The sequence below is a fragment of the Serratia sp. EWG9 genome (assembly GCF_019913725.1).
Lineage (GTDB): Bacteria > Pseudomonadota > Gammaproteobacteria > Enterobacterales > Enterobacteriaceae > Serratia > Serratia ureilytica.
The window spans coordinates 162,336-179,770 of sequence record NZ_JADNRO010000002.1 but is presented as its reverse complement, the minus strand read 5'-3'; the positions used below and the strand labels follow the sequence as shown (position 1 = coordinate 179,770).

At 62.3% G+C, this 17,435-nt stretch carries 20 protein-coding genes and 1 pseudogene; 15 read left to right on the top strand and 6 right to left on the bottom strand.

What is annotated here, in order from left to right; all coding sequences use genetic code 11:
• Positions 1–110: 110 nt before the first annotated feature.
• Both ITX55_RS06330 and ITX55_RS06325 read right to left on the bottom strand, forming a co-directional pair.
• Positions 111–302 carry a hypothetical protein gene (locus ITX55_RS06330; RefSeq protein ID WP_255612268.1) on the bottom strand — a complete coding sequence of 64 codons (192 nt, stop codon included), beginning with the start codon at positions 300–302 and terminating at the stop codon, positions 111–113.
• 35 nt (positions 303–337) lie between these two features.
• Positions 338–1,393 (bottom strand): permease, encoded by a 1,056-nt coding sequence (locus ITX55_RS06325; protein ID WP_223084911.1) that lies wholly within the window; start codon positions 1,391–1,393, stop codon positions 338–340.
• 227 nt (positions 1,394–1,620) lie between these two features.
• Here ITX55_RS06325 and phnF point away from each other — a divergent pair, with 227 nt between their 5' ends.
• Genes phnF through phnP form a run of 11 tightly spaced genes read left to right on the top strand, consistent with a single transcriptional unit; the run spans position 1,621 to position 9,916 of the window.
• Positions 1,621–2,349, top strand: coding sequence for a phosphonate metabolism transcriptional regulator PhnF (phnF, locus tag ITX55_RS06320; RefSeq protein ID WP_047025109.1), 729 nt, complete (start codon positions 1,621–1,623; stop codon positions 2,347–2,349).
• On the top strand, positions 2,350–2,793 hold the full coding sequence (gene phnG, locus ITX55_RS06315; RefSeq protein WP_016929298.1) for a phosphonate C-P lyase system protein PhnG: 444 nt from the start codon (positions 2,350–2,352) through the stop codon (positions 2,791–2,793). It begins immediately after the preceding gene.
• A gap of 3 nt (positions 2,794–2,796) precedes the next feature.
• Positions 2,797–3,378, top strand: a complete 582-nt coding sequence (phnH, locus tag ITX55_RS06310; protein ID WP_223084909.1) for a phosphonate C-P lyase system protein PhnH — start codon at positions 2,797–2,799, stop codon at positions 3,376–3,378.
• A complete protein-coding gene (locus ITX55_RS06305; protein ID WP_021504231.1) occupies positions 3,378–4,463 on the top strand; it encodes a carbon-phosphorus lyase complex subunit PhnI in 1,086 nt (361 codons plus the stop codon). The genes phnH and ITX55_RS06305 overlap by 1 nt, the downstream gene beginning before the upstream one ends.
• On the top strand, positions 4,456–5,316 hold the full coding sequence (locus tag ITX55_RS06300; RefSeq protein WP_004933420.1) for an alpha-D-ribose 1-methylphosphonate 5-phosphate C-P-lyase PhnJ: 861 nt from the start codon (positions 4,456–4,458) through the stop codon (positions 5,314–5,316). The genes ITX55_RS06305 and ITX55_RS06300 overlap by 8 nt, the downstream gene beginning before the upstream one ends.
• Positions 5,316–6,104 (top strand): phosphonate C-P lyase system protein PhnK, encoded by a 789-nt coding sequence (gene phnK / locus ITX55_RS06295; protein WP_223084907.1) that lies wholly within the window; start codon positions 5,316–5,318, stop codon positions 6,102–6,104. Before ITX55_RS06300 ends, phnK begins: the two co-directional genes overlap by 1 nt.
• 16 nt (positions 6,105–6,120) lie before the next feature.
• Positions 6,121–6,816 carry a phosphonate C-P lyase system protein PhnL gene (gene phnL / locus ITX55_RS06290; RefSeq protein ID WP_223084904.1) on the top strand — a complete coding sequence of 232 codons (696 nt, stop codon included), beginning with the start codon at positions 6,121–6,123 and terminating at the stop codon, positions 6,814–6,816.
• Positions 6,816–7,952 carry an alpha-D-ribose 1-methylphosphonate 5-triphosphate diphosphatase gene (gene phnM, locus ITX55_RS06285; RefSeq protein WP_108680096.1) on the top strand — a complete coding sequence of 379 codons (1,137 nt, stop codon included), beginning with the start codon at positions 6,816–6,818 and terminating at the stop codon, positions 7,950–7,952. The genes phnL and phnM overlap by 1 nt, the downstream gene beginning before the upstream one ends.
• Positions 7,952–8,521 (top strand): ribose 1,5-bisphosphokinase, encoded by a 570-nt coding sequence (phnN, locus tag ITX55_RS06280; protein WP_108680095.1) that lies wholly within the window; start codon positions 7,952–7,954, stop codon positions 8,519–8,521. Before phnM ends, phnN begins: the two co-directional genes overlap by 1 nt.
• Positions 8,518–9,120: a DapH/DapD/GlmU-related protein gene (locus ITX55_RS06275; protein WP_015376431.1), complete on the top strand. Its 603-nt coding sequence runs from the start codon at positions 8,518–8,520 to the stop codon at positions 9,118–9,120. Before phnN ends, ITX55_RS06275 begins: the two co-directional genes overlap by 4 nt.
• A 13-nt stretch (positions 9,121–9,133) precedes the next feature.
• Positions 9,134–9,916 carry a phosphonate metabolism protein PhnP gene (phnP, locus tag ITX55_RS06270; RefSeq protein ID WP_060438165.1) on the top strand — a complete coding sequence of 261 codons (783 nt, stop codon included), beginning with the start codon at positions 9,134–9,136 and terminating at the stop codon, positions 9,914–9,916.
• Here the strand turns inward: phnP and ITX55_RS06265 are convergent.
• Complete coding sequence (locus ITX55_RS06265) at positions 9,873–10,505, bottom strand: NAD(P)H-binding protein (RefSeq protein WP_149542701.1); 633 nt, start codon at positions 10,503–10,505, stop codon at positions 9,873–9,875. The two genes, phnP and ITX55_RS06265, sit on opposite strands and share 44 nt — an antisense overlap.
• Before the next feature lie 30 nt (positions 10,506–10,535).
• Complete coding sequence (locus ITX55_RS06260) at positions 10,536–10,976, bottom strand: YhbP family protein (protein ID WP_069100496.1); 441 nt, start codon at positions 10,974–10,976, stop codon at positions 10,536–10,538.
• 433 nt (positions 10,977–11,409) lie between these two features.
• Between ITX55_RS06260 and speFL the strand changes: the two genes are divergently transcribed.
• The 4 genes and pseudogenes from speFL to ITX55_RS06240 all read left to right on the top strand — a co-directional run bounded on the left by speFL (position 11,410) and on the right by ITX55_RS06240 (position 15,709).
• Positions 11,410–11,514 (top strand): leader peptide SpeFL, encoded by a 105-nt coding sequence (gene speFL, locus ITX55_RS06255; RefSeq protein WP_004933443.1) that lies wholly within the window; start codon positions 11,410–11,412, stop codon positions 11,512–11,514.
• A 274-nt stretch (positions 11,515–11,788) separates the two neighbouring features.
• Positions 11,789–13,951 (top strand): ornithine decarboxylase SpeF, encoded by a 2,163-nt coding sequence (gene speF / locus ITX55_RS06250; RefSeq protein ID WP_164106804.1) that lies wholly within the window; start codon positions 11,789–11,791, stop codon positions 13,949–13,951.
• Positions 13,952–14,013: 62 nt separating this feature from the next.
• Positions 14,014–15,329 (top strand): annotated as a pseudogene (potE, locus tag ITX55_RS06245) (putrescine-ornithine antiporter).
• Between the two features lie 86 nt (positions 15,330–15,415).
• Positions 15,416–15,709 (top strand): GIY-YIG nuclease family protein, encoded by a 294-nt coding sequence (locus ITX55_RS06240; protein WP_147838199.1) that lies wholly within the window; start codon positions 15,416–15,418, stop codon positions 15,707–15,709.
• Between the two features lie 567 nt (positions 15,710–16,276).
• Here the strand turns inward: ITX55_RS06240 and ITX55_RS06235 are convergent.
• Together ITX55_RS06235 and ITX55_RS06230 are read right to left on the bottom strand one after the other, a co-directional pair.
• Complete coding sequence (locus ITX55_RS06235; RefSeq protein WP_089192488.1) at positions 16,277–16,780, bottom strand: GNAT family N-acetyltransferase; 504 nt, start codon at positions 16,778–16,780, stop codon at positions 16,277–16,279.
• The gene (locus ITX55_RS06230) at positions 16,774–17,301 is read right to left on the bottom strand and encodes an SCP2 domain-containing protein (RefSeq protein WP_169539846.1); all 528 of its coding nucleotides are present in this window, start codon (positions 17,299–17,301) and stop codon (positions 16,774–16,776) included. The genes ITX55_RS06235 and ITX55_RS06230 overlap by 7 nt, the downstream gene beginning before the upstream one ends.
• Between the last annotated feature and the right edge of the window lie 134 nt (positions 17,302–17,435).

Here is a 17,435-nt window from a genome sequence, read left to right as displayed (position 1 = left end):
AGTGTTTTCAGGCATCTCAATTGCAGTCAAATCGTCCGCTCCTCACTCAAAGCCGACCAACAGCGACCTTAGACACTGTAAGTCCAGCTGTGAGCTAGCACAGCTCAACATCATCCTCGATAACGCCCCCGAATTTTCGCTTTAAATAAAGCCATTCGTTTTCCTGCCTCCGAATGGCTGAGGTAAACCGCGGTGCCGTTTCTTAAGCGTGCAAAGGCGGCATCCACCCTCTCATGCAACGCTTGCTCCAAGAACATCGCCTCTAGGTCCATTTCAGGTTTATTCCGCTGTTTCATTTCCATCTCCTCCCTTGAGATAGCGTCAAGTCACGAATCAGTCACACCAACCCCATCCCCACCACGCCGGTCAGTGCGCCGCACAGCGCCACCAGCACCGCCGTCAGGCACAGCGCGCGGGCGGAGAAGGCTTTGTTGAGCATCAGCAACGAAGGCAGGCTGACCGCCGGCAGGGTCATCAGCAGCGCGAGCGCCGGGCCTGCGCCCATGCCCGCCAGCATCATGGTCTGTACGATCGGGATTTCCGCCGCGGTGGGGATAACGAACAGGCAACCAACGATCGCCAGCGCGATGATCCACAGCAGGCTGTTGTCGACGGCGCCGTCGGCGTGCGGGAACAGCCAGACCCGCGCCGCGCCCAGCGCCAGCACCGCCAGCACGTAGATCGGGATGGTCGACCAAAACAGCGCCCACAGCGCTTTGCCCCAGCGGGCGAGGAACGGCTGCTCGTCGTTCTGCGCCGTCATCACCGGCGGCTGCGGCGCGGCGGGCTGCGGATCGTTGGCGGTCACGCGCTGCACCAGCCAGGCGATGCCCAGCACCATCACCACGCCCGCCACCAGACGGATGGCGGCGAACGGCCAACCGAGCACAAATCCCATAAATACCAGCGTCGCCGGGTTCAATACCGGGTTGGCGAGCCAAAAGGCCAGCGCGGCGCCGCTGGACACCGACTGGCGGCGCATGCCGGCGGCAACCGGCGCGGCGCAGCAGGTGCACATCATGCCCGGCAGCGCGATCAGCGCCCCCAGCACGGTGCCGGAAAAACGCCGGTGGCCGAGCGTGCGCGCCAGCCAGTCACGCGGGATCAGCACCTGCACCAGCGAACCTAACAGCACCCCGAGCAGCGCCGCCTTCCATACCGCGGTGAAGTAGACCAGCGCATATTGCCAGGCCGCCAGCCAGGGGCTCGCGGCGCCGTCGGCCAGGATCGATTTGCCGATCGAGTGGCTGTCCGCCGCCACGAAGGCCTTGCCGTAGTACGGCTGCCATTTCACGTAGTAGAGGCCGACGGCCACCACCAGCAGAAACAGGATCGGTTTCCACAGCGGCCAGGCGCGTGGGGCATGTTCAGGGGCATTCAGAGATTGCGGCATGGTAGCGGCCAGAGTCAGTCAACAATGGCGCCAGCATAGCGCGCCGCCGCCGCCCGTGCACGCCCGGGCTGTCCTAAATAGTTCATCTGTTCGCCACCGACGCGTAACGCGATTGTCATCTGCGCCCGGCACCATGATGCCGACGTGAAGACCACAGGGTAGACGCCCGATGAAACGCACCGCTTCCACCTTCATCGCACCGCCATCGGCATGACGAGGTTTTTATTATGATGGAGTTATCTAGACATCCGACCACTTACCCCACCCGCTATCAGCAGATCGCCGCACAGCTGGAACAGGAGCTGCGCACGCAGTACCGCTGCGGCGACTACCTGCCTTCGGAGCAGCAGTTGGCCGAGCGCTATCAGGTCAATCGCCACACCCTGCGCCGCGCGGTGGATCAGCTGGTGGAGCGCGGCTGGCTGCAGCGCCGCCACGGCGTCGGCATTCTGGTGCTGATGCGGCCTTATGACTACCCGCTGCACGCCAATACCCGCTTCAGCCAGAACCTGTTCGAGCAGGGCAGCCACCCCACCAGTGAGCGCTTACTCGCTGTCTTGCGCCCGTGCAATGGGCATGTCGCCAGCGCACTCTCGCGTGAAGAAGGCGAAATGGTGATCCACCTGCGCACCCTGCGCCGGGTCAACGGTGTGCCGATGAGCGTGATCGACCACTATCTGCCCGATCTGGAGTGGTGGCCGGCGCTGCAGCAGTTTCACAGCGGTTCGCTGCACCAGTTTATCGAACAGCACCTCCAGCAGCCGCTGACCCGCCGCCAGACGCGCATCAGCGCGCGCCGCGCGCAGGCCAAAGAGAGCCGGCTGCTGGAGATCGCCACCCACGCGCCGCTGCTGTGCGTGCGCACCCTTAACGTCCGCAGCGGCGGCGAAGACGTGGCGGAATACTCCGTCAGCCTGGCCCGCGCCGACATGATTGAACTGACGATGGAGCACTGAATGCACGCCTTAGAGTCGAGACAACGCTGGATGTCGGTGCTGGCGCACAGCCGGCCCGAGCAGCTGCGCAGCCACTGGCAGGCGCTGAACCTCAGCCCGGGTTACCGCAGCATCCGCGCGCCGGAGATCGGCCTGGCCCAGCTGCAGGGGCGCATGGGCGCTACCGGCCGCCGCTTCGTGCTGGGGGACATGACGGTCACCCGCGCGGTGGTGCAGCTGGACAACGGCGGCTACGGCTACAGCTATATCGCCGGGCGCGACAAGGCGCACGCCGAGCTGTGCGCGCTGGCCGATGCGCTGCTGCAACAGCCGGAACACGGCGAACGCCTGCAACAACAGCTGATCGCGCCGCTGGCCGCGCTGCAGCACGAACAGCGCCAGCTGCGCGCCCGGGCGATCGCCGCCAGCCGGGTGGACTTCTTTACGCTGGTGCGAGGGGATTAAGCCATGAGTTTATTAACCGGTTTTGAGCAACCGATAGACCAATCGCAGCACGCTTTCCGTTTGATTCTTAAAGCCTTGAGCGAACCGGGCCACCGGGTGACGCTGCCGAACGGCCCGGCCTGGACGCCGCTGAACGCCGCCAGCACCGCCGCGCTGCTGACGCTGGCCGATCAGGAAACGCCGCTGCAGCTGTGCGCTGCGCTTAAAAGTGAGCAAGTGCTAACAAACATTCGTTTTCACAGCGGCGCGCCGCTGGCCGCCACGGCGCAGGAGGTCTGTTTTGCCCTGTTCGATGAGCACGTGCAGGCCGCCGATCTGCAGGCGTTGCCGCACGGCACTGAAATCTCGCCGGAATGCGGCGCCACGGTGGTGGTGCAGCTCGCCGAGCTGGAGAACGGCGCCGCGCTGCGCCTGACCGGCCCCGGCATCGAGAATCAACGCCTGATTGCGCCGCGCCTGCCGCCGGCGCTGCTGGATTACCTGGTCAACCGCCCGCAGCGCTTCCCGCTGGGGCTGGATGTCTTGCTGACCTGCGGCGATCGCCTGCTGGCGATCCCGCGGACCACCCGCGTGGAGGTGTACTGATGTACGTAGCGGTAAAAGGGGGCGAAAAAGCCATTGAGGCCGCCCATCAGCTGCAGGAACAGCTGCGGCGCGGCGACGAGGCGCTGCCGGCGATCGGCGCGGAACAAATCGAACAGCAGCTGGGGCTGGCGGTGGATCGGGTGATGACCGAAGGCGGCATCTACGATCGCGAGCTGGCGGCGCTGGCCATCAAACAGGCCAGCGGCGATCTGGTGGAGGCGATCTTCCTGCTGCGCGCCTATCGCACCACCCTGCCGCGCCTGGCGGTCAGCGAGCCGCTGGCCAGCGAAAACATGCGGCTGGAGCGGCGCATCTCGGCGGTTTACAAGGACTTGCCCGGCGGGCAGGTGCTGGGCCCGACCTATGACTACACCCACCGGCTGCTGGATTTCGCGCTGCTGGCGGAAGGCGAGGCGCCGCGTGCGCCGCAGGCCGACGAACCGCTGCCGGATAACTGCAGCCACGTGTTCGATCTGTTGTGTCGCCAGCAGCTGGCGCGGGAGGAACAGGACGACGGCAGCGCGCCGGACGACATCACCCGCAACCCGCCGGTCTACCCCTGCTCGCGCTCGGCGCGCCTGCAGCAGCTGGTGCGCGGCGACGAAGGTTTTCTGCTGGCGCTCGGTTACGCCACCCAGCGCGGCTACGGCCGCAACCACCCGTTCGCCGGCGAGATCCGCACCGGCCACGTTTCGGTGGAGATCGTGCCTGAAGAGCTCGGTTTCGCCATCGATATCGGCGAAATCCTGCTGACCGAGTGCGAAATGGTCAACGGCTTCGTCGATCCCAAGGACCACCCGCCGCACTTCACCCGCGGTTACGGGTTGGTGTTCGGCCGCGCCGAACGCAAGGCGATGGCGATGGCGTTGGTGGATCGCGCATTGCAGAGCCCGGACTACGGCGAAGGCGTCGCCGGCCCGGCGCAGGACGAAGAGTTCGTGCTGGCCCACGCCGACAACGTCGAGGCCGCCGGCTTCGTCTCCCACCTCAAGCTGCCGCACTACGTCGACTTCCAGGCTGAACTGGAACTGCTCAAGCGGCTGCGGCAGGAATACAGCGAGCGTCAGGAGGCCCGCGATGAGTGAAGTATTGACCGGCTATAACCTCGGTTATCTGGACGAACAGACCAAGCGCATGATCCGCCGCGCCATCCTGAAGGCGGTGGCGATCCCCGGCTACCAGGTGCCGTTCGGCGGCCGCGAGATGCCGATGCCCTACGGCTGGGGCACCGGCGGCATTCAGCTCACCGCCAGCGTCATCGGCCGCGCCGACGTGCTGAAGGTGATAGACCAGGGGGCCGACGACACCACCAATGCGGTGTCGATCCGCCGCTTCTTCCAGCGCGTCGCCGGGGTGGAAACCACCGAACGCACGCCGGAGGCCACGCTGATCCAGACCCGTCACCGCATTCCGGAAACCGCGCTGCGCGAAGACCAGATCCTGATCTATCAGGTACCGATCCCGGAGCCGCTGCGCTTTATCGAACCGCGCGAAACCGAGACCCGCAAGATGCACGCACTGGAGGAGTACGGCGTGATGCAGGTGAAGCTGTATGAAGACATCGCGCGCTACGGCCATATCGCCACCACCTACGCCTACCCGGTAAAGGTCAACGATCGCTACGTGATGGATCCGTCGCCGATCCCGAAATTCGACAACCCAAAAATGCACATGATGCCGGCGCTGCAGCTGTTCGGCGCCGGGCGCGAGAAACGCATCTACGCCCTGCCGCCGTTCACCAAAGTGGAGAGCCTGGACTTCGACGACCACCCGTTCAGCGTGCAGCAGTGGGACGAACCCTGCGCGCTGTGCGGTTCGCGCCACAGCTATCTCGACGAGGTGGTGCTCGACGATCGGGGCAACCGCATGTTCGTCTGTTCGGACACCGACTACTGCCGGCAGCAGCTGGCGCAATCTTCGCAAGAGGCGCAGCACTGATGACTTCCACCCCTTTGAGCACCACCCCGCTGCTGTCGGTGAACCGGCTCACCCACCTGTACGCCCCCGGCAAGGGCTTCAGCGACGTGTCGTTCGATATCTACCCCGGTGAAGTGCTGGGCATCGTCGGCGAATCCGGCTCCGGCAAAACCACGCTGCTGAAGTCGATCTCCGCGCGGCTGGCGCCGCAGCGCGGGCAGATCCTTTACCGCTCGCAGGCGGACCAGGAACACGATCTGTATGCCATGGCGGAGAGCGATCGCCGCCGCCTGCTGCGCACCGACTGGGGCGTGGTGCACCAGCACCCGCTCGACGGGCTGCGGCCGCAGGTCTCCGCCGGCGGCAACATCGGCGAGCGGCTGATGGCCATCGGCCAGCGCCACTATGGCGACATTCGCCGTCAGGCCGGCCAGTGGCTGGAAGACGTCGAAATCCCGCTGTCGCGCCTCGACGATCTGCCGACCACCTTCTCCGGCGGCATGCAGCAGCGGCTGCAGATCGCCCGCAATCTGGTCACCCACCCCAAGCTGGTGTTTATGGACGAGCCGACCGGCGGGCTGGACGTATCGGTGCAGGCGCGCCTGCTCGATCTGCTGCGTAACCTGGTGGTGGAGATGCAGCTGGCGGCGGTGATCGTCACCCACGATCTCGGCGTGGCGCGGCTGCTGGCCCACCGCCTGCTGGTGATGAAACAGGGCGAAGTGGTGGAGAGCGGCCTGACCGATCGGGTGCTGGACGATCCGCACCATCCTTACACCCAGCTGCTGGTTTCTTCGGTGCTGTCGTAACCCAAGGCGATAACAGATGACTATGCAAATCCGAGTTGAACATCTCAGTAAAACCTTTGTGCTGCATCAGCAGTACGGCACCCGCCTGCCGGTGCTGCACGACGCCAACCTGACGGTCCACGCCGGCGAATGCGTGGTGCTGCACGGCCACTCCGGCAGCGGCAAATCCACCCTGCTGCGTTCGCTGTACGCCAACTACCTGCCGGACAGCGGCCATATCTGGATCAACCACCAGGGCGACTGGCTGGACATGGTCAGCGCCGACGCGCGCCAGATTCTGGCGGTGCGCCGCCATACGCTGGGCTGGGTCAGCCAGTTCCTGCGGGTGATCCCGCGCATCAGCGCGCTGGAGGTGGTGATGCAGCCGCTGCTGGAACAGGGCGTCGAGCGCGCCGAATGCCGCGACCGCGCCGAAGCGCTGCTCGCCGCGCTCAACGTGCCGCAGCGTCTGTGGCCGCTGGCGCCGTCCACCTTCTCCGGCGGCGAGCAGCAACGGGTGAACATCGCGCGCGGCTTTATCGTCGATTACCCCATTCTGTTGCTGGACGAACCGACCGCCTCGCTCGACAGCCGCAACAGCGCGGCGGTGGTGCAGCTTATCGAACGCGCCAAGGCGCGCGGCGCGGCGATCGTCGGCATTTTCCATGATGAAGGCGTCCGCCAACAGGTCGCCGACCGACTTTATGACATGCAGGCGCTGGAGGCCCTCTGATGATCGTCAATAACGTTAAGCTGGTGCTGGATGACCAGGTGGTGCAAGGCTCGCTGGAGATGCAGGACGGCGTGATCCGCAGCTTCGCCGACGGCCCGAGCCGGCTGCCGCAGGCGCTGGACGGCGACGGCGGCTGGCTGCTGCCGGGGCTGATCGAGCTGCATACCGACAACCTGGATAAGTTCTTTACCCCGCGCCCGAACGTCGACTGGCCGGCCCATTCGGCGATGAGCAGCCACGACGCGCTGATGGTGGCCAACGGCATCACCACGGTGCTGGACGCGGTGGCGATCGGCGACGTGCGCGACGGCGGCCACCGGCTGGAAAACCTGCAGAAGATGATCGACGCGGTGATCCACAGCCAGCGCGCCGGGGTGAACCGCGCCGAGCACCGGCTGCACCTGCGCTGCGAGCTGCCGCACGAGAGCACGCTGCCGCTGTTCGAACAGCTGATGGACAAGCCGGGCGTGTCGCTGGTGTCGCTGATGGACCACTCGCCGGGCCAGCGCCAGTTCGCCTCGCGCGAAAAGTACCGCGAATATTATCAGGGCAAATACCACCTCAACGATCAGCAGATGAGCGAGTACGAGGCGCAGCAGGTCGCCCTGTCCGCCCGCTGGGCCGCGCCGAACCGCGAGGCGATCGCCGCCCACTGCCGCGCGCGCCGCATCTCGCTGGCCAGCCATGACGACGCCACCGCCGCGCACGTGGCCGAATCCTGCGCGCTCGGCAGCGCCATTGCCGAGTTCCCCACCACCGAGGCGGCCGCCCGCGCTTCGCACCAGCAGGGCCTGCAGGTGCTGATGGGCGCGCCGAACATCGTGCGCGGCGGCTCCCACTCCGGCAACGTGGCGGCGCACCACCTGGCGGCGCTGGGCGTGCTGGACATTCTCTCTTCCGATTATTACCCGGCCAGCCTGCTGGACGCGGCGTTTCGCCTCGCGGCGGACGAGCGCAACGCCTACGATCTGCCCCAGGCGGTGCGCATGATCACCCGCAACCCGGCGCGGGCGCTGGATCTGCAGGATCGCGGCACCATCGCCGAAGGATTGCGGGCGGATCTGGTGCTGGCGCGGCCGCACGGCGAGCACGTTTACGTGCAGAACGTGTGGCGCCAGGGCCGGCAGGTGTTCTGATGGCGCGGCTCATCTATCTGATGGGGCCTTCCGGCGCAGGCAAGGACAGCCTGCTGGCCGCGCTGCGGGCCGACGCCGACCGCGCGCCGCTGGTGGCGCACCGTTACATCACCCGGCCGGCGGACGCCGGCTGCGAGAATCACATCGCGCTGAGCGAACCCGAATTTCTGCGCCGCCGCGCCAAGGGGCTGTTCGCGCTCGACTGGCAGGCGCACCAGCAGCGCTACGCGTTCGGGATCGAAGTGGATCTTTGGCTGCTGCAGGGGATCGACGTGGCGGTCAACGGTTCGCGCGCCCACCTGCCGCAGGCGCAGCAGCGCTACGGTACGCAGCTGCTGCCGGTATGCCTGCAGGTCAACGCCGCGATCCTGCGCCGGCGCCTGCAAGATCGCGGACGGGAAAGCGCTGAACAGATCGAGCAGCGGCTGGCGCGGGCGGCGGAATATCAGCAGAGTCTGCCCGCCGGCTGCCGGGTGCTGCACAACGACGGCCCACTCGACGATACCCTGGCGGCGCTGTTGGCGCTGCTGCCTACCGCCACCCGACAAGCTCAGGATGCAACGCCATGAACGACTTTGCCCAGCCGAAAATCGGCGACAACGTGACCCTTAACCGCACCCGGCTCGGCCAGTATGTGCATCTGGCCGACGATGCGATCCTGGAAGAGGTGGAGATGGGGGACTACTCCTACACCGCCGGGCACAACCAGATCTTTTACGCCACAATCGGCAAGTTCGTCTCCATCGCCTCCTATGCGCGCATCAATCCCGGCAACCACCCGACCTACCAGCGCATTGCGCAGCACCACTTCACCTATCGCGCTTCCGAATACGGGCTGGGGGAAGACGACGCGGCGTTCTTCGACTGGCGGCGCGAGCACCACGTCACCGTCGGCCACGACGTGTGGATCGGCCATAACGCCATCCTGATGCCGGGCGTCAGCGTCGGCAACGGCGCGGTGATCGGCAGCGCAGCGGTGGTCACCAAGGACGTGGAGCCTTACAGCATCGTCGCCGGCGTGGCGGCCAAGAAGATCGGCATGCGCTTCGACGATGCGCTGATAGAGCGTATCGAACGCAGCCAGTGGTGGCACTGGGATCACGCCACGCTGCAGGCGCGGCTGGCGGATTTTCGCGACATCAACCGCTTTGCGCAGAAGTACCTTTAACGGAGGGGGAGCGATGCAACTGACCTTTCTCGGCACCGGCGGCGCGCAGCAGGTGCCGGTGTTCGGCTGCGACTGCCTGATCTGCCAACGGGCGCGGCGCGAACCGGCATTTCGGCGGCGCGCGTGCAGCGCCATGCTCAACTATCAGGGGGAAACGACCTTATTGGATGCGGGATTACCGGCTTTGGAGCGGCGATTTTCGGCGGGGCAAATTCAACGTTTTTTACTGACACATTACCACATGGATCACGTTCAGGGGTTATTTCCTTTGCGTTGGGGGTGCGGAAATTCCATTCCGGTGTATGGCCCACCGGATGAACAGGGCTGCGACGATCTGTTCAAACACCCGGGCATTCTGGCGTTTCAGCCGCCGCTGGCGCCCTTCGCCACCGTCGAACTGGGCGGCATGCGCATCACCCCGCTGCCGCTGCAACACTCCAAACTGACCCACGGCTATCTGATCCAGGCGGCGGGCGCTGCGCTGGCCTACCTGACCGACACCGTCGGCCTGCCGCCGGCCACCGCCGACTATTTGCAGAACGTGGCGCTGGATCTGCTGGTGCTCGACTGCAGCCTGCCGCCTCAGCCGCAGGCGCCGCGCAACCACAACGACCTGACCCGCGCGCAGGAGACGCAGCGGTTGCTGCAGCCCAAGCGCACGCTGCTGACGCACATCAGCCATCATCTCGATCGATGGCTGCTGGACAACGAGCTGCCCGCCGGGCTGGAGCTGGCGTTCGACCACCTCAGCGTCAGCCTCGGTAGCAGTGCAGCCGATCCGACTCCAGCACCCTGACCCCTTCGCCCGGCGTGAACGCCTGCTGCAGCAGCGTTTGCGCCACGTCTTTGGCGGCGACGGCGCGCCATTTGCCGGGCAGCAGCCTGAACAACGGCAGCGAGAGGCGCTCCATCAGGCGCGGCGCAGGGCGATCCCCCACCAGCATGGAAGGCCGCACCAGCGTCAGGCGCGGCCAGCGCTGTTCGCGCAGCGCCTGCTCCATCTCGCCTTTGGTGCGGTTATACAGGAAGGTGGAATCCGCGTTGGCGCCCAACGCGCTCACCACCAGACAGTGCTGCGCCCCCAACCGGCGGCCGGTCAGCGCACTCTCCACCACCAGTTGGTAATCGACGTAGCGGAAGGCATCGGCGCTGCCCGCCGCCTGGCGGGTGGTACCCAGGCAGCAGAACACCAGATCGACCGGCTGCTGCAGGCCGCTCAGCAGCTCGAACAGCGCATCGCCGACCGGGTTGGTCAGCTTGCCGTGCGGCGGCAGCGGCGTGCGCGTCGGCGCCACAATGGCCGTTATCTGCGGATCGCTTTGTAACAACTGCAGCAACTCGCGCCCCACCAGCCCGGTTGCGCCGACTAACAGTGCTCGCGCCATGCGATCTCCCGTTGTAATCAATACGTCGACTTAAAGTATAGACCGCGCCCAATGCAGCTTCTTGCCGAAGCCGAGGGTGTTGTCGGTCATCTTCACCTCGTGCAGATCCAGCCGCCATACCGAGGCCTTCATCGCCCTGGCGATCGGGAAGCGCTTGCAGTAACGCGCGCGCGCCGCCTCAGCCTCTTCGCCGCTCAGCAGCACCGCCTCGGCGCGGTACTGCACGCCGCGGATCAGCGCGATGCTTTTCGGCTTCGGCGCGATGGTGCCGACCACCCGGCCGTTGTTCAGCATCAGCCCGCCGTGGCGGGTGTGCGGTTCGGTCATCAGCCACAGCGCCATCGTCGCGGTGTCGAACACGTAAAAACAGTTGGCGCACCACATGTCGAGACCGTCGCCGGCGCACAGCGTCAAGACGTGTTGCTTGCCGATGAAATCCGCAATCTGTTGCCGTTGTTCTGGGGTATTCAAGGTTTCTCGCCTCCCGGTTCACTCACTTCATCTTACCCTGCGTTGTTGAAGCGAGTCACAAATAACGATAATCACCAAAAATCCCATTCGAATATAAAATCACAATATCTGTATTTTTACTCATTTCAGCATCGAGCGGGTTTATAACATAAAAAAAACAAACCGGATTTATTTGATCGTTAGGCAACCGATTAATTGCGCCATTCTTTTATTCCCATCCTGACGGCACGCAAATTTAGCGCGTCTGCCCGGCGCCGATTAGCAATTTATTTACATGCTCATTTGTCTGCCTGGCCGCAGTTTATGCAACCCACTGCATAATCAATGAATAGTTATTTATAAACACCGGCATTTATGTGATGAAAATCACGATTTTCTGCCCATCTTGCGTTAAAATAGCGCCATCTTTTCACTCAGCAAGGTGGATTAGAAAATGGAAAACAATAACCGAAAAATGGCGCACATCAGGCGCACAACCCATATTATGATGATGGCTCATCGCAGCTGCTTTAGTTTCGCATTCTTCAACTACAGATAACCCTCACCCCCTCGCTCTTACGCCGTTGTTAAGAGTGTCTTTGCGTTTCACTTTATTCTCCGCACTCCGGTGATAATGTCTTTCCCCCGCAAACCGGGAAGGGCGCGCAATACATTTTTAATACCGTAAAAGAGCCTCCAAGAAAAATAAAACCAAGAACACAGTTAATGTCTTAGGGCATCGCTGGGTTCTCGTACACCTTTATTTTCGTGAAGGCGTTAGCGGCAAATGGAATTATTTGCCGACGCGCGCCTTTGCCTGAAGAATGAGAAAAATGAAAAAATTAAAAATTGCCGCCAACACCCACACCCTCGGCTGCTTTGAAACTGAACGCGACATCGTCGATGTGCACCACAGCGATTTTAATGACGTCGCCGCCATCGTGCTGTCGGTAGACGACGTCGCGCAAGGCATGGTGGCGCGCATCGAAGAGCACGGCCTGAACATTCCGCTGTTCGTCGCCGTCTGCTGCGAAGAAGAGCTGGATAACGCCGTATTGCCGGCGCTGCATGGTGTGTTTGAGCTGTGCGGCAAGAATACCCAGTTCTACGGCAAACAGCTGGAGGCCGCCGCCGCAAAATATGAGAGCGAGCTGCTGCCGCCGTTCTTCAACACGCTGACGCAATACGTAGAAATGGGCAACGCCACCTTCGCCTGCCCCGGCCACCAGGGCGGCGAGTTCTTCCGCAAACATCCGGCGGGCCGCCAGTTCTTCGACTTCTACGGCGAAACGCTTTTCCGTTCGGACATGTGCAACGCCGACGTCAAACTGGGCGATCTGTTGATCCACGAAGGCGCGCCTTGCGCGGCGCAGCAGCACGCCGCCAAGGTGTTCAACGCCGACAAGACCTACTTCGTGCTCAACGGCACCTCGGCCTCGAACAAGGTGGCGACCAACGCCCTGCTGACGCGCGGCGATCTGGTACTGTTTGACCGCAACAACCATAAATCCAACCACCACGGCGCGTTGATCCAGGCCGGCGCCACGCCGGTTTATCTGGAAACCGCGCGCAACCCGTTCGGCTTTATCGGCGGCATCGACGCGCACTGCTTCGACGAGCGCTACCTGCGCCAGCAGATCCGCGAAGTGGCGCCGGAACGCGCCAACGAAGCCCGCCCGTTCCGCCTCGCGATCATCCAGCTCGGCACCTACGACGGCACTATCTACAACGCCCGTCAGGTGGTCGACAAGATTGGCCACCTGTGCGATTACATCCTGTTCGACTCCGCCTGGGTGGGCTATGAGCAGTTCATTCCGATGATGAAAGACTGCTCGCCGCTGCTGCTGGAGCTGAACGAGAACGATCCCGGCATCATCGTCACCCAGTCGGTGCACAAACAGCAGGCCGGCTTCTCGCAAACCTCGCAGATCCACAAAAAAGACAAGCATATCAAGGGGCAGAGCCGCTACTGCAACCACAAGCGCTTCAACAACGCCTTTATGCTGCACGCCTCCACCAGCCCGTTCTATCCGCTGTTCGCCGCGCTGGACGTCAACGCCAAGATGCACGAGGGCAAGAGCGGCCAGCGCCTGTGGCAAGAATGTGTGCGCGTGGGCATCGAAGCGCGCAAAATGCTGCTGGATACCTGCACGATGATCAAACCGTTCGTGCCGGATCAGATCGACGGCAAGCCGTGGCAAGCCTATGACACCGCGGCGATGGCCAACGATCTGCGCTTCTTCAACTTCGTGCCCGGCGAAAAATGGCACGCTTTTGAAGGCTATGCCGAATCGCAGTACTTCGTCGATCCGTGCAAACTGCTGCTCACTACGCCGGGCATCGATACCGCGACCGGCAGCTACAGCGAGTTCGGCATCCCAGCGACCATTCTGGCCAACTACCTGCGCGAAAACGGCATCGTGCCGGAAAAATGCGATCTCAACTCGATCCTGTTCCTGCTGACGCCGGCGGAAGACATCGCCAAGATGCAACACCTGGTGGCCCTGATCGCCCGCTTCGAGAAGCACATCGAGCAAAACTCCCTGCTCAGCGAGGTGCTGCCTGCGGTCTATAAAAACCACCAGCAGCGCTACAAAAACTACACCATCCGCCAGCTGTGCCAGGAAATGCACGACCTTTACGTCAGCTACGACGTTAAAGAACTGCAAAAAGAGATGTTCCGCAAAAGTTATTTCCCGCGCGTGGTGATGAATCCGCAGGACGCCAATACCGAGTTTGTACGCGGCAACGTGGAATTGGTCTCGCTGGCCAAGGCCGAGGGGCGCATCGCCGCCGAAGGCGCCCTGCCTTACCCTCCTGGCGTGCTGTGCGTGGTGCCCGGTGAAATTTGGGGCGGCGCCGCGCAGCGTTATTTCCTGGCATTGGAAGAAGGCATCAACTTATTGCCGGGATTCGCGCCGGAATTGCAGGGCGTTTATATCCAACAGGATGAGGACGGCTGGAACCGCGCTTACGGCTACGTCATGAAAAATTAATCACCTTACGGGGCGGCGATTATTCTCGCCGCCCGGATCGCATCCTAAAAGAGAAAATGATCATGAGTAAGTCCAACAATAAAATGGGGGTCGTGCAATTAACGATCCTGACCGCCGTGAATATGATGGGTTCCGGCATAATTATGCTGCCGACCAAGCTGGCCGAAGTGGGCACGATTTCGATCGTTTCCTGGCTGGTGACCGCCGTCGGCTCGATGGCGCTGGCCTACGCGTTCGCCAAATGCGGCATGTTCAGCCGTAAATCCGGCGGCATGGGCGGCTACGCCGAATACGCCTTCGGTAAATCAGGCAACTTCATGGCGAACTACACCTACGGCGTTTCGCTGCTGATCGCCAATATCGCCATCGCCATTTCCGCCGTCGGTTACGGCACCGAGCTGTTCGACACCACGCTCAGCCCGCTCGGTATCTGTATCGCCACCATCGGCGTGCTGTGGCTGGCGACCGTCGCTAACTTCGGCGCGCGCGCATCACCGGCAAAATCAGCGGCATCACCGTCTGGGGCGTGATCATTCCGGTGGTGGGCATCTCGGTCATCGGCTGGTACTGGTTCAGCGGCAGCGCCTACGTCGCCGCCTGGAACCCGCATCAGGTGCCGACCTTCGAAGCCATTGGCGCCTCGATCTCAATGACCCTGTGGGCGTTCCTGGGGCTGGAATCCGCCTGCGCCAACACCGACGTGGTGGAAAATCCGGAGCGCAACGTGCCGATCGCCGTACTGGGCGGCACACTCAGCGCGGCGGTGATCTATATCGTTTCGACCAACGTGATCGCCGGCATCGTGCCGAACATGGATCTGGCCAACTCCACCGCCCCGTTCGGGCTGGCGTTCTCCCATATGTTCAATCCGACGGTCGGCAAGATCATCATGGCGTTGATGGTGATGTCCTGCGTCGGCTCGCTGCTCGGCTGGCAGTTCACCATCGCCCAGGTGTTCAAATCCTCCGCCGACAGCGGCTTCTTCCCGAAAATCTTCTCCAAGCTGAGCAAGGCCGACGCGCCGGTTAAAGGCATGCTGACCATCGTCGTCATCCAGAGCGGTTTGTCTCTGATGACCATTAGCCCGTCGCTGAACAAACAGTTCAACGTGCTGGTGAACCTGGCGGTGGTGACCAACATCATCCCTTACATCCTGTCGATGGCGGCGCTGGTCATTATTCAGAAAGTGGCGAAGGTACCGGACAACAAGGCGCGCATCGCCAATATCATCGCCGGCATCGGCGCGCTGTACAGCTTCTATGCGCTTTACAGCTCCGGTGAGGAAGCGATGATGTGGGGCGCCATCGCCACCTTCCTCGGCTGGACGCTGTACGGCATCGTCTCGCCGCGCTTCGAGCTGGCGGGAAAAAAGGGGTAAAGCGGTAAGGCTCCGGCGGCCGGGGATGGGATTGTGACGGCGAACATGCCATCATACGCCGACCCTGGCCACCGAAACGGCGTACGATGACCGACACTACCCCCACTCCCTGGCACCTCTACATGCTGCGTTTACCGAGCGGCATGCTGTATACCGGCATCACCACCGACGTGGCGCGCCGCCTGGCGCAACATCAAGCCGGCAAAGGCGCCAAGGCGCTGCGCGGTAAAGGGGAGCTGACGCTGGCGTTTCACTGCCAGGTGGGGGATCGCTCAACGGCGCTGAAGCTGGAATACCGCGTCAAACAGCTGAGCAAAATACAAAAAGAGCGGCTGGTGAATCACCCGCCGCTGTCGTTGGCGTATTTGCTTACTGGTTAACAGGTGTCGGTAAAGTTTTATCCCTACTATTCAAACTGCCTGGACGGCAGTGAACTGATGGCAAGACGCTCGCGGCCGGCCGCCGAATTTCTAAGCTGCCTATACGGCAGTGCACCGCAAGGCGTTTTGTCTTGGCTTATTGAGCAATTTCTAAGCTGCCTGTACGGCAGTGCACACGTTGCTGGTGGATCTGTCAAACGACGTGCGTTTCTAAGCTGCCTGTACGGCAGTGCACCGTTGAATCTTAGCGCTAATCAGCTGATTGTTGGAAGAAAATCGGCATATCTTTTAAAAAAGCCTTTTTTAAAGCGTTTAATAATATTGTTTTAAATCAATAAATTAAAATTGACATTCAAAAAAGGGTTCAGCAATCAAGAATGGAATAAGGTGGCATTTCTACATTTTAGGGGGGAATTATTGGCTCCTGTTTGGTATCACCATCCGTCTCACTGCGACGCATAGACACGACAGATGAACTGAATTGTTCACTCAAACAGCTGAGCAAAATACAAAAAGAGCGGCTGGTGAATCACCCGCCGCTGTCGTTGGCGTATCTATTGCCGGTCGTTAAAAGCGATTAAACGGCGCCGAAAACGCCACTTCGCCGCTGACGCCATTCAGAGCGTCTTGCGCCAGCGGATACACCTGGAATGCGCTTTCCGTGTCCGGCCAGCGACAATTCAGGCCATAGGCGGCGGCCGGTTGGAAACCGAAGCGGCCGTAATAGGCCGGATCGCCCAGCACCACCACCGCGGCGTAGCTGAATTCGTTCAGCGAATCCAACCCCTCGTACACCAGCTTTTCAGCCAGCCCCTGACGGCGCAGGCTTTCATCTACCGCCAGCGGTGCCAGCGCCACCCATTGGCGATCTTCGCCGGCCACGTCTACCGGGCTGAACGCGGCATAACCCACTACGCCGCCTTCGTCGTCAGTGGCGACCACGCCCAGCGTCAGCAGGCCGTCTTCGCGCAGCTGCTGCACCAGGTCGGCTTCGTCGTCGCGGCCAAAGGCGCGGCGCAGCAAGGCATCGATGCCCGCCGCATCTACCGGGATCTCTACGCGGATCAGCATGATGCCGCCACACGGGAAGCCGACGCCGTGCCCTCCTGCAGCCCTGCTTCGACAAAATCAGCCAACTGCAACAGCCCCATGCGCAGCGGCGCAGGCATGCTTTCCAGCTCAATGGCGTCCATCAAATTTTTCACATACAGGCCCAATTCGGTATCCCCTTCAATCTGCAGCCGACGCTGAAAGAACAGCGTATCCGGATCTTGCTTACGCGCCGCGATCAGGATCAGATCGTTGGCGTCGCCGCTGAAGCTGACGTCCGCTTCGGCGTGCTGGCTGACCACCAGTTTGTCGTTTTCTACCGTCATAAACCATTGTAGCGCCAGATCGCGAACTTCGATCTTTAACCAGCGCGATTCGAGAAATTCCAGATCGCCATCCGCCAACGCCTGGCGGAACTGCCAGCTCAGCACCTGTTGCAGCAGTTGGCGCTGCAGAGCGAACGGCGTGAATTTCAGCGGGATGCGCAGCAGCGACGGCCCCTGGCGCACAAGACGTGCTCGTAGTTGTTCCAACACGGTCATCCACTCCTTTCAATACGGACTACCGCTATTTTGCCACACTGACGCGCGGCTTCAGCGGTCTATATCAACAAATAGTGCATTTCACCGCCATGTTTATCAATACGCCATAAGCTGCCTCAAATCAAAACCCGTGC

Bases quoted from the DNA above. Each gene is read 5' to 3' on its own strand.
- ITX55_RS06235 (WP_089192488.1), bottom strand. From the start codon at position 16,780: ATGCTGATCCGCGTAGAGATCCCGGTAGATGCGGCGGGCATCGATGCC.
- phnH (WP_223084909.1), top strand. From the start codon at position 2,797: ATGAGTTTATTAACCGGTTTTGAGCAACCGATAGACCAATCGCAGCAC.
- ITX55_RS06230 (WP_169539846.1), bottom strand. From the start codon at position 17,301: ATGACCGTGTTGGAACAACTACGAGCACGTCTTGTGCGCCAGGGGCCG.
- speF (WP_164106804.1), top strand. From the start codon at position 11,789: ATGAAAAAATTAAAAATTGCCGCCAACACCCACACCCTCGGCTGCTTT.
- phnP (WP_060438165.1), top strand. From the start codon at position 9,134: ATGCAACTGACCTTTCTCGGCACCGGCGGCGCGCAGCAGGTGCCGGTG.
- ITX55_RS06275 (WP_015376431.1), top strand. From the start codon at position 8,518: ATGAACGACTTTGCCCAGCCGAAAATCGGCGACAACGTGACCCTTAAC.
- phnN (WP_108680095.1), top strand. From the start codon at position 7,952: ATGGCGCGGCTCATCTATCTGATGGGGCCTTCCGGCGCAGGCAAGGAC.
- phnL (WP_223084904.1), top strand. From the start codon at position 6,121: ATGACTATGCAAATCCGAGTTGAACATCTCAGTAAAACCTTTGTGCTG.
- ITX55_RS06240 (WP_147838199.1), top strand. From the start codon at position 15,416: ATGACCGACACTACCCCCACTCCCTGGCACCTCTACATGCTGCGTTTA.
- ITX55_RS06305 (WP_021504231.1), top strand. From the start codon at position 3,378: ATGTACGTAGCGGTAAAAGGGGGCGAAAAAGCCATTGAGGCCGCCCAT.
- ITX55_RS06330 (WP_255612268.1), bottom strand. From the start codon at position 302: ATGGAAATGAAACAGCGGAATAAACCTGAAATGGACCTAGAGGCGATG.
- phnG (WP_016929298.1), top strand. From the start codon at position 2,350: ATGCACGCCTTAGAGTCGAGACAACGCTGGATGTCGGTGCTGGCGCAC.
- ITX55_RS06300 (WP_004933420.1), top strand. From the start codon at position 4,456: ATGAGTGAAGTATTGACCGGCTATAACCTCGGTTATCTGGACGAACAG.
- speFL (WP_004933443.1), top strand. From the start codon at position 11,410: ATGGAAAACAATAACCGAAAAATGGCGCACATCAGGCGCACAACCCAT.
- phnM (WP_108680096.1), top strand. From the start codon at position 6,816: ATGATCGTCAATAACGTTAAGCTGGTGCTGGATGACCAGGTGGTGCAA.
- ITX55_RS06265 (WP_149542701.1), bottom strand. From the start codon at position 10,505: ATGGCGCGAGCACTGTTAGTCGGCGCAACCGGGCTGGTGGGGCGCGAG.
- ITX55_RS06325 (WP_223084911.1), bottom strand. From the start codon at position 1,393: ATGCCGCAATCTCTGAATGCCCCTGAACATGCCCCACGCGCCTGGCCG.
- phnF (WP_047025109.1), top strand. From the start codon at position 1,621: ATGATGGAGTTATCTAGACATCCGACCACTTACCCCACCCGCTATCAG.
- phnK (WP_223084907.1), top strand. From the start codon at position 5,316: ATGACTTCCACCCCTTTGAGCACCACCCCGCTGCTGTCGGTGAACCGG.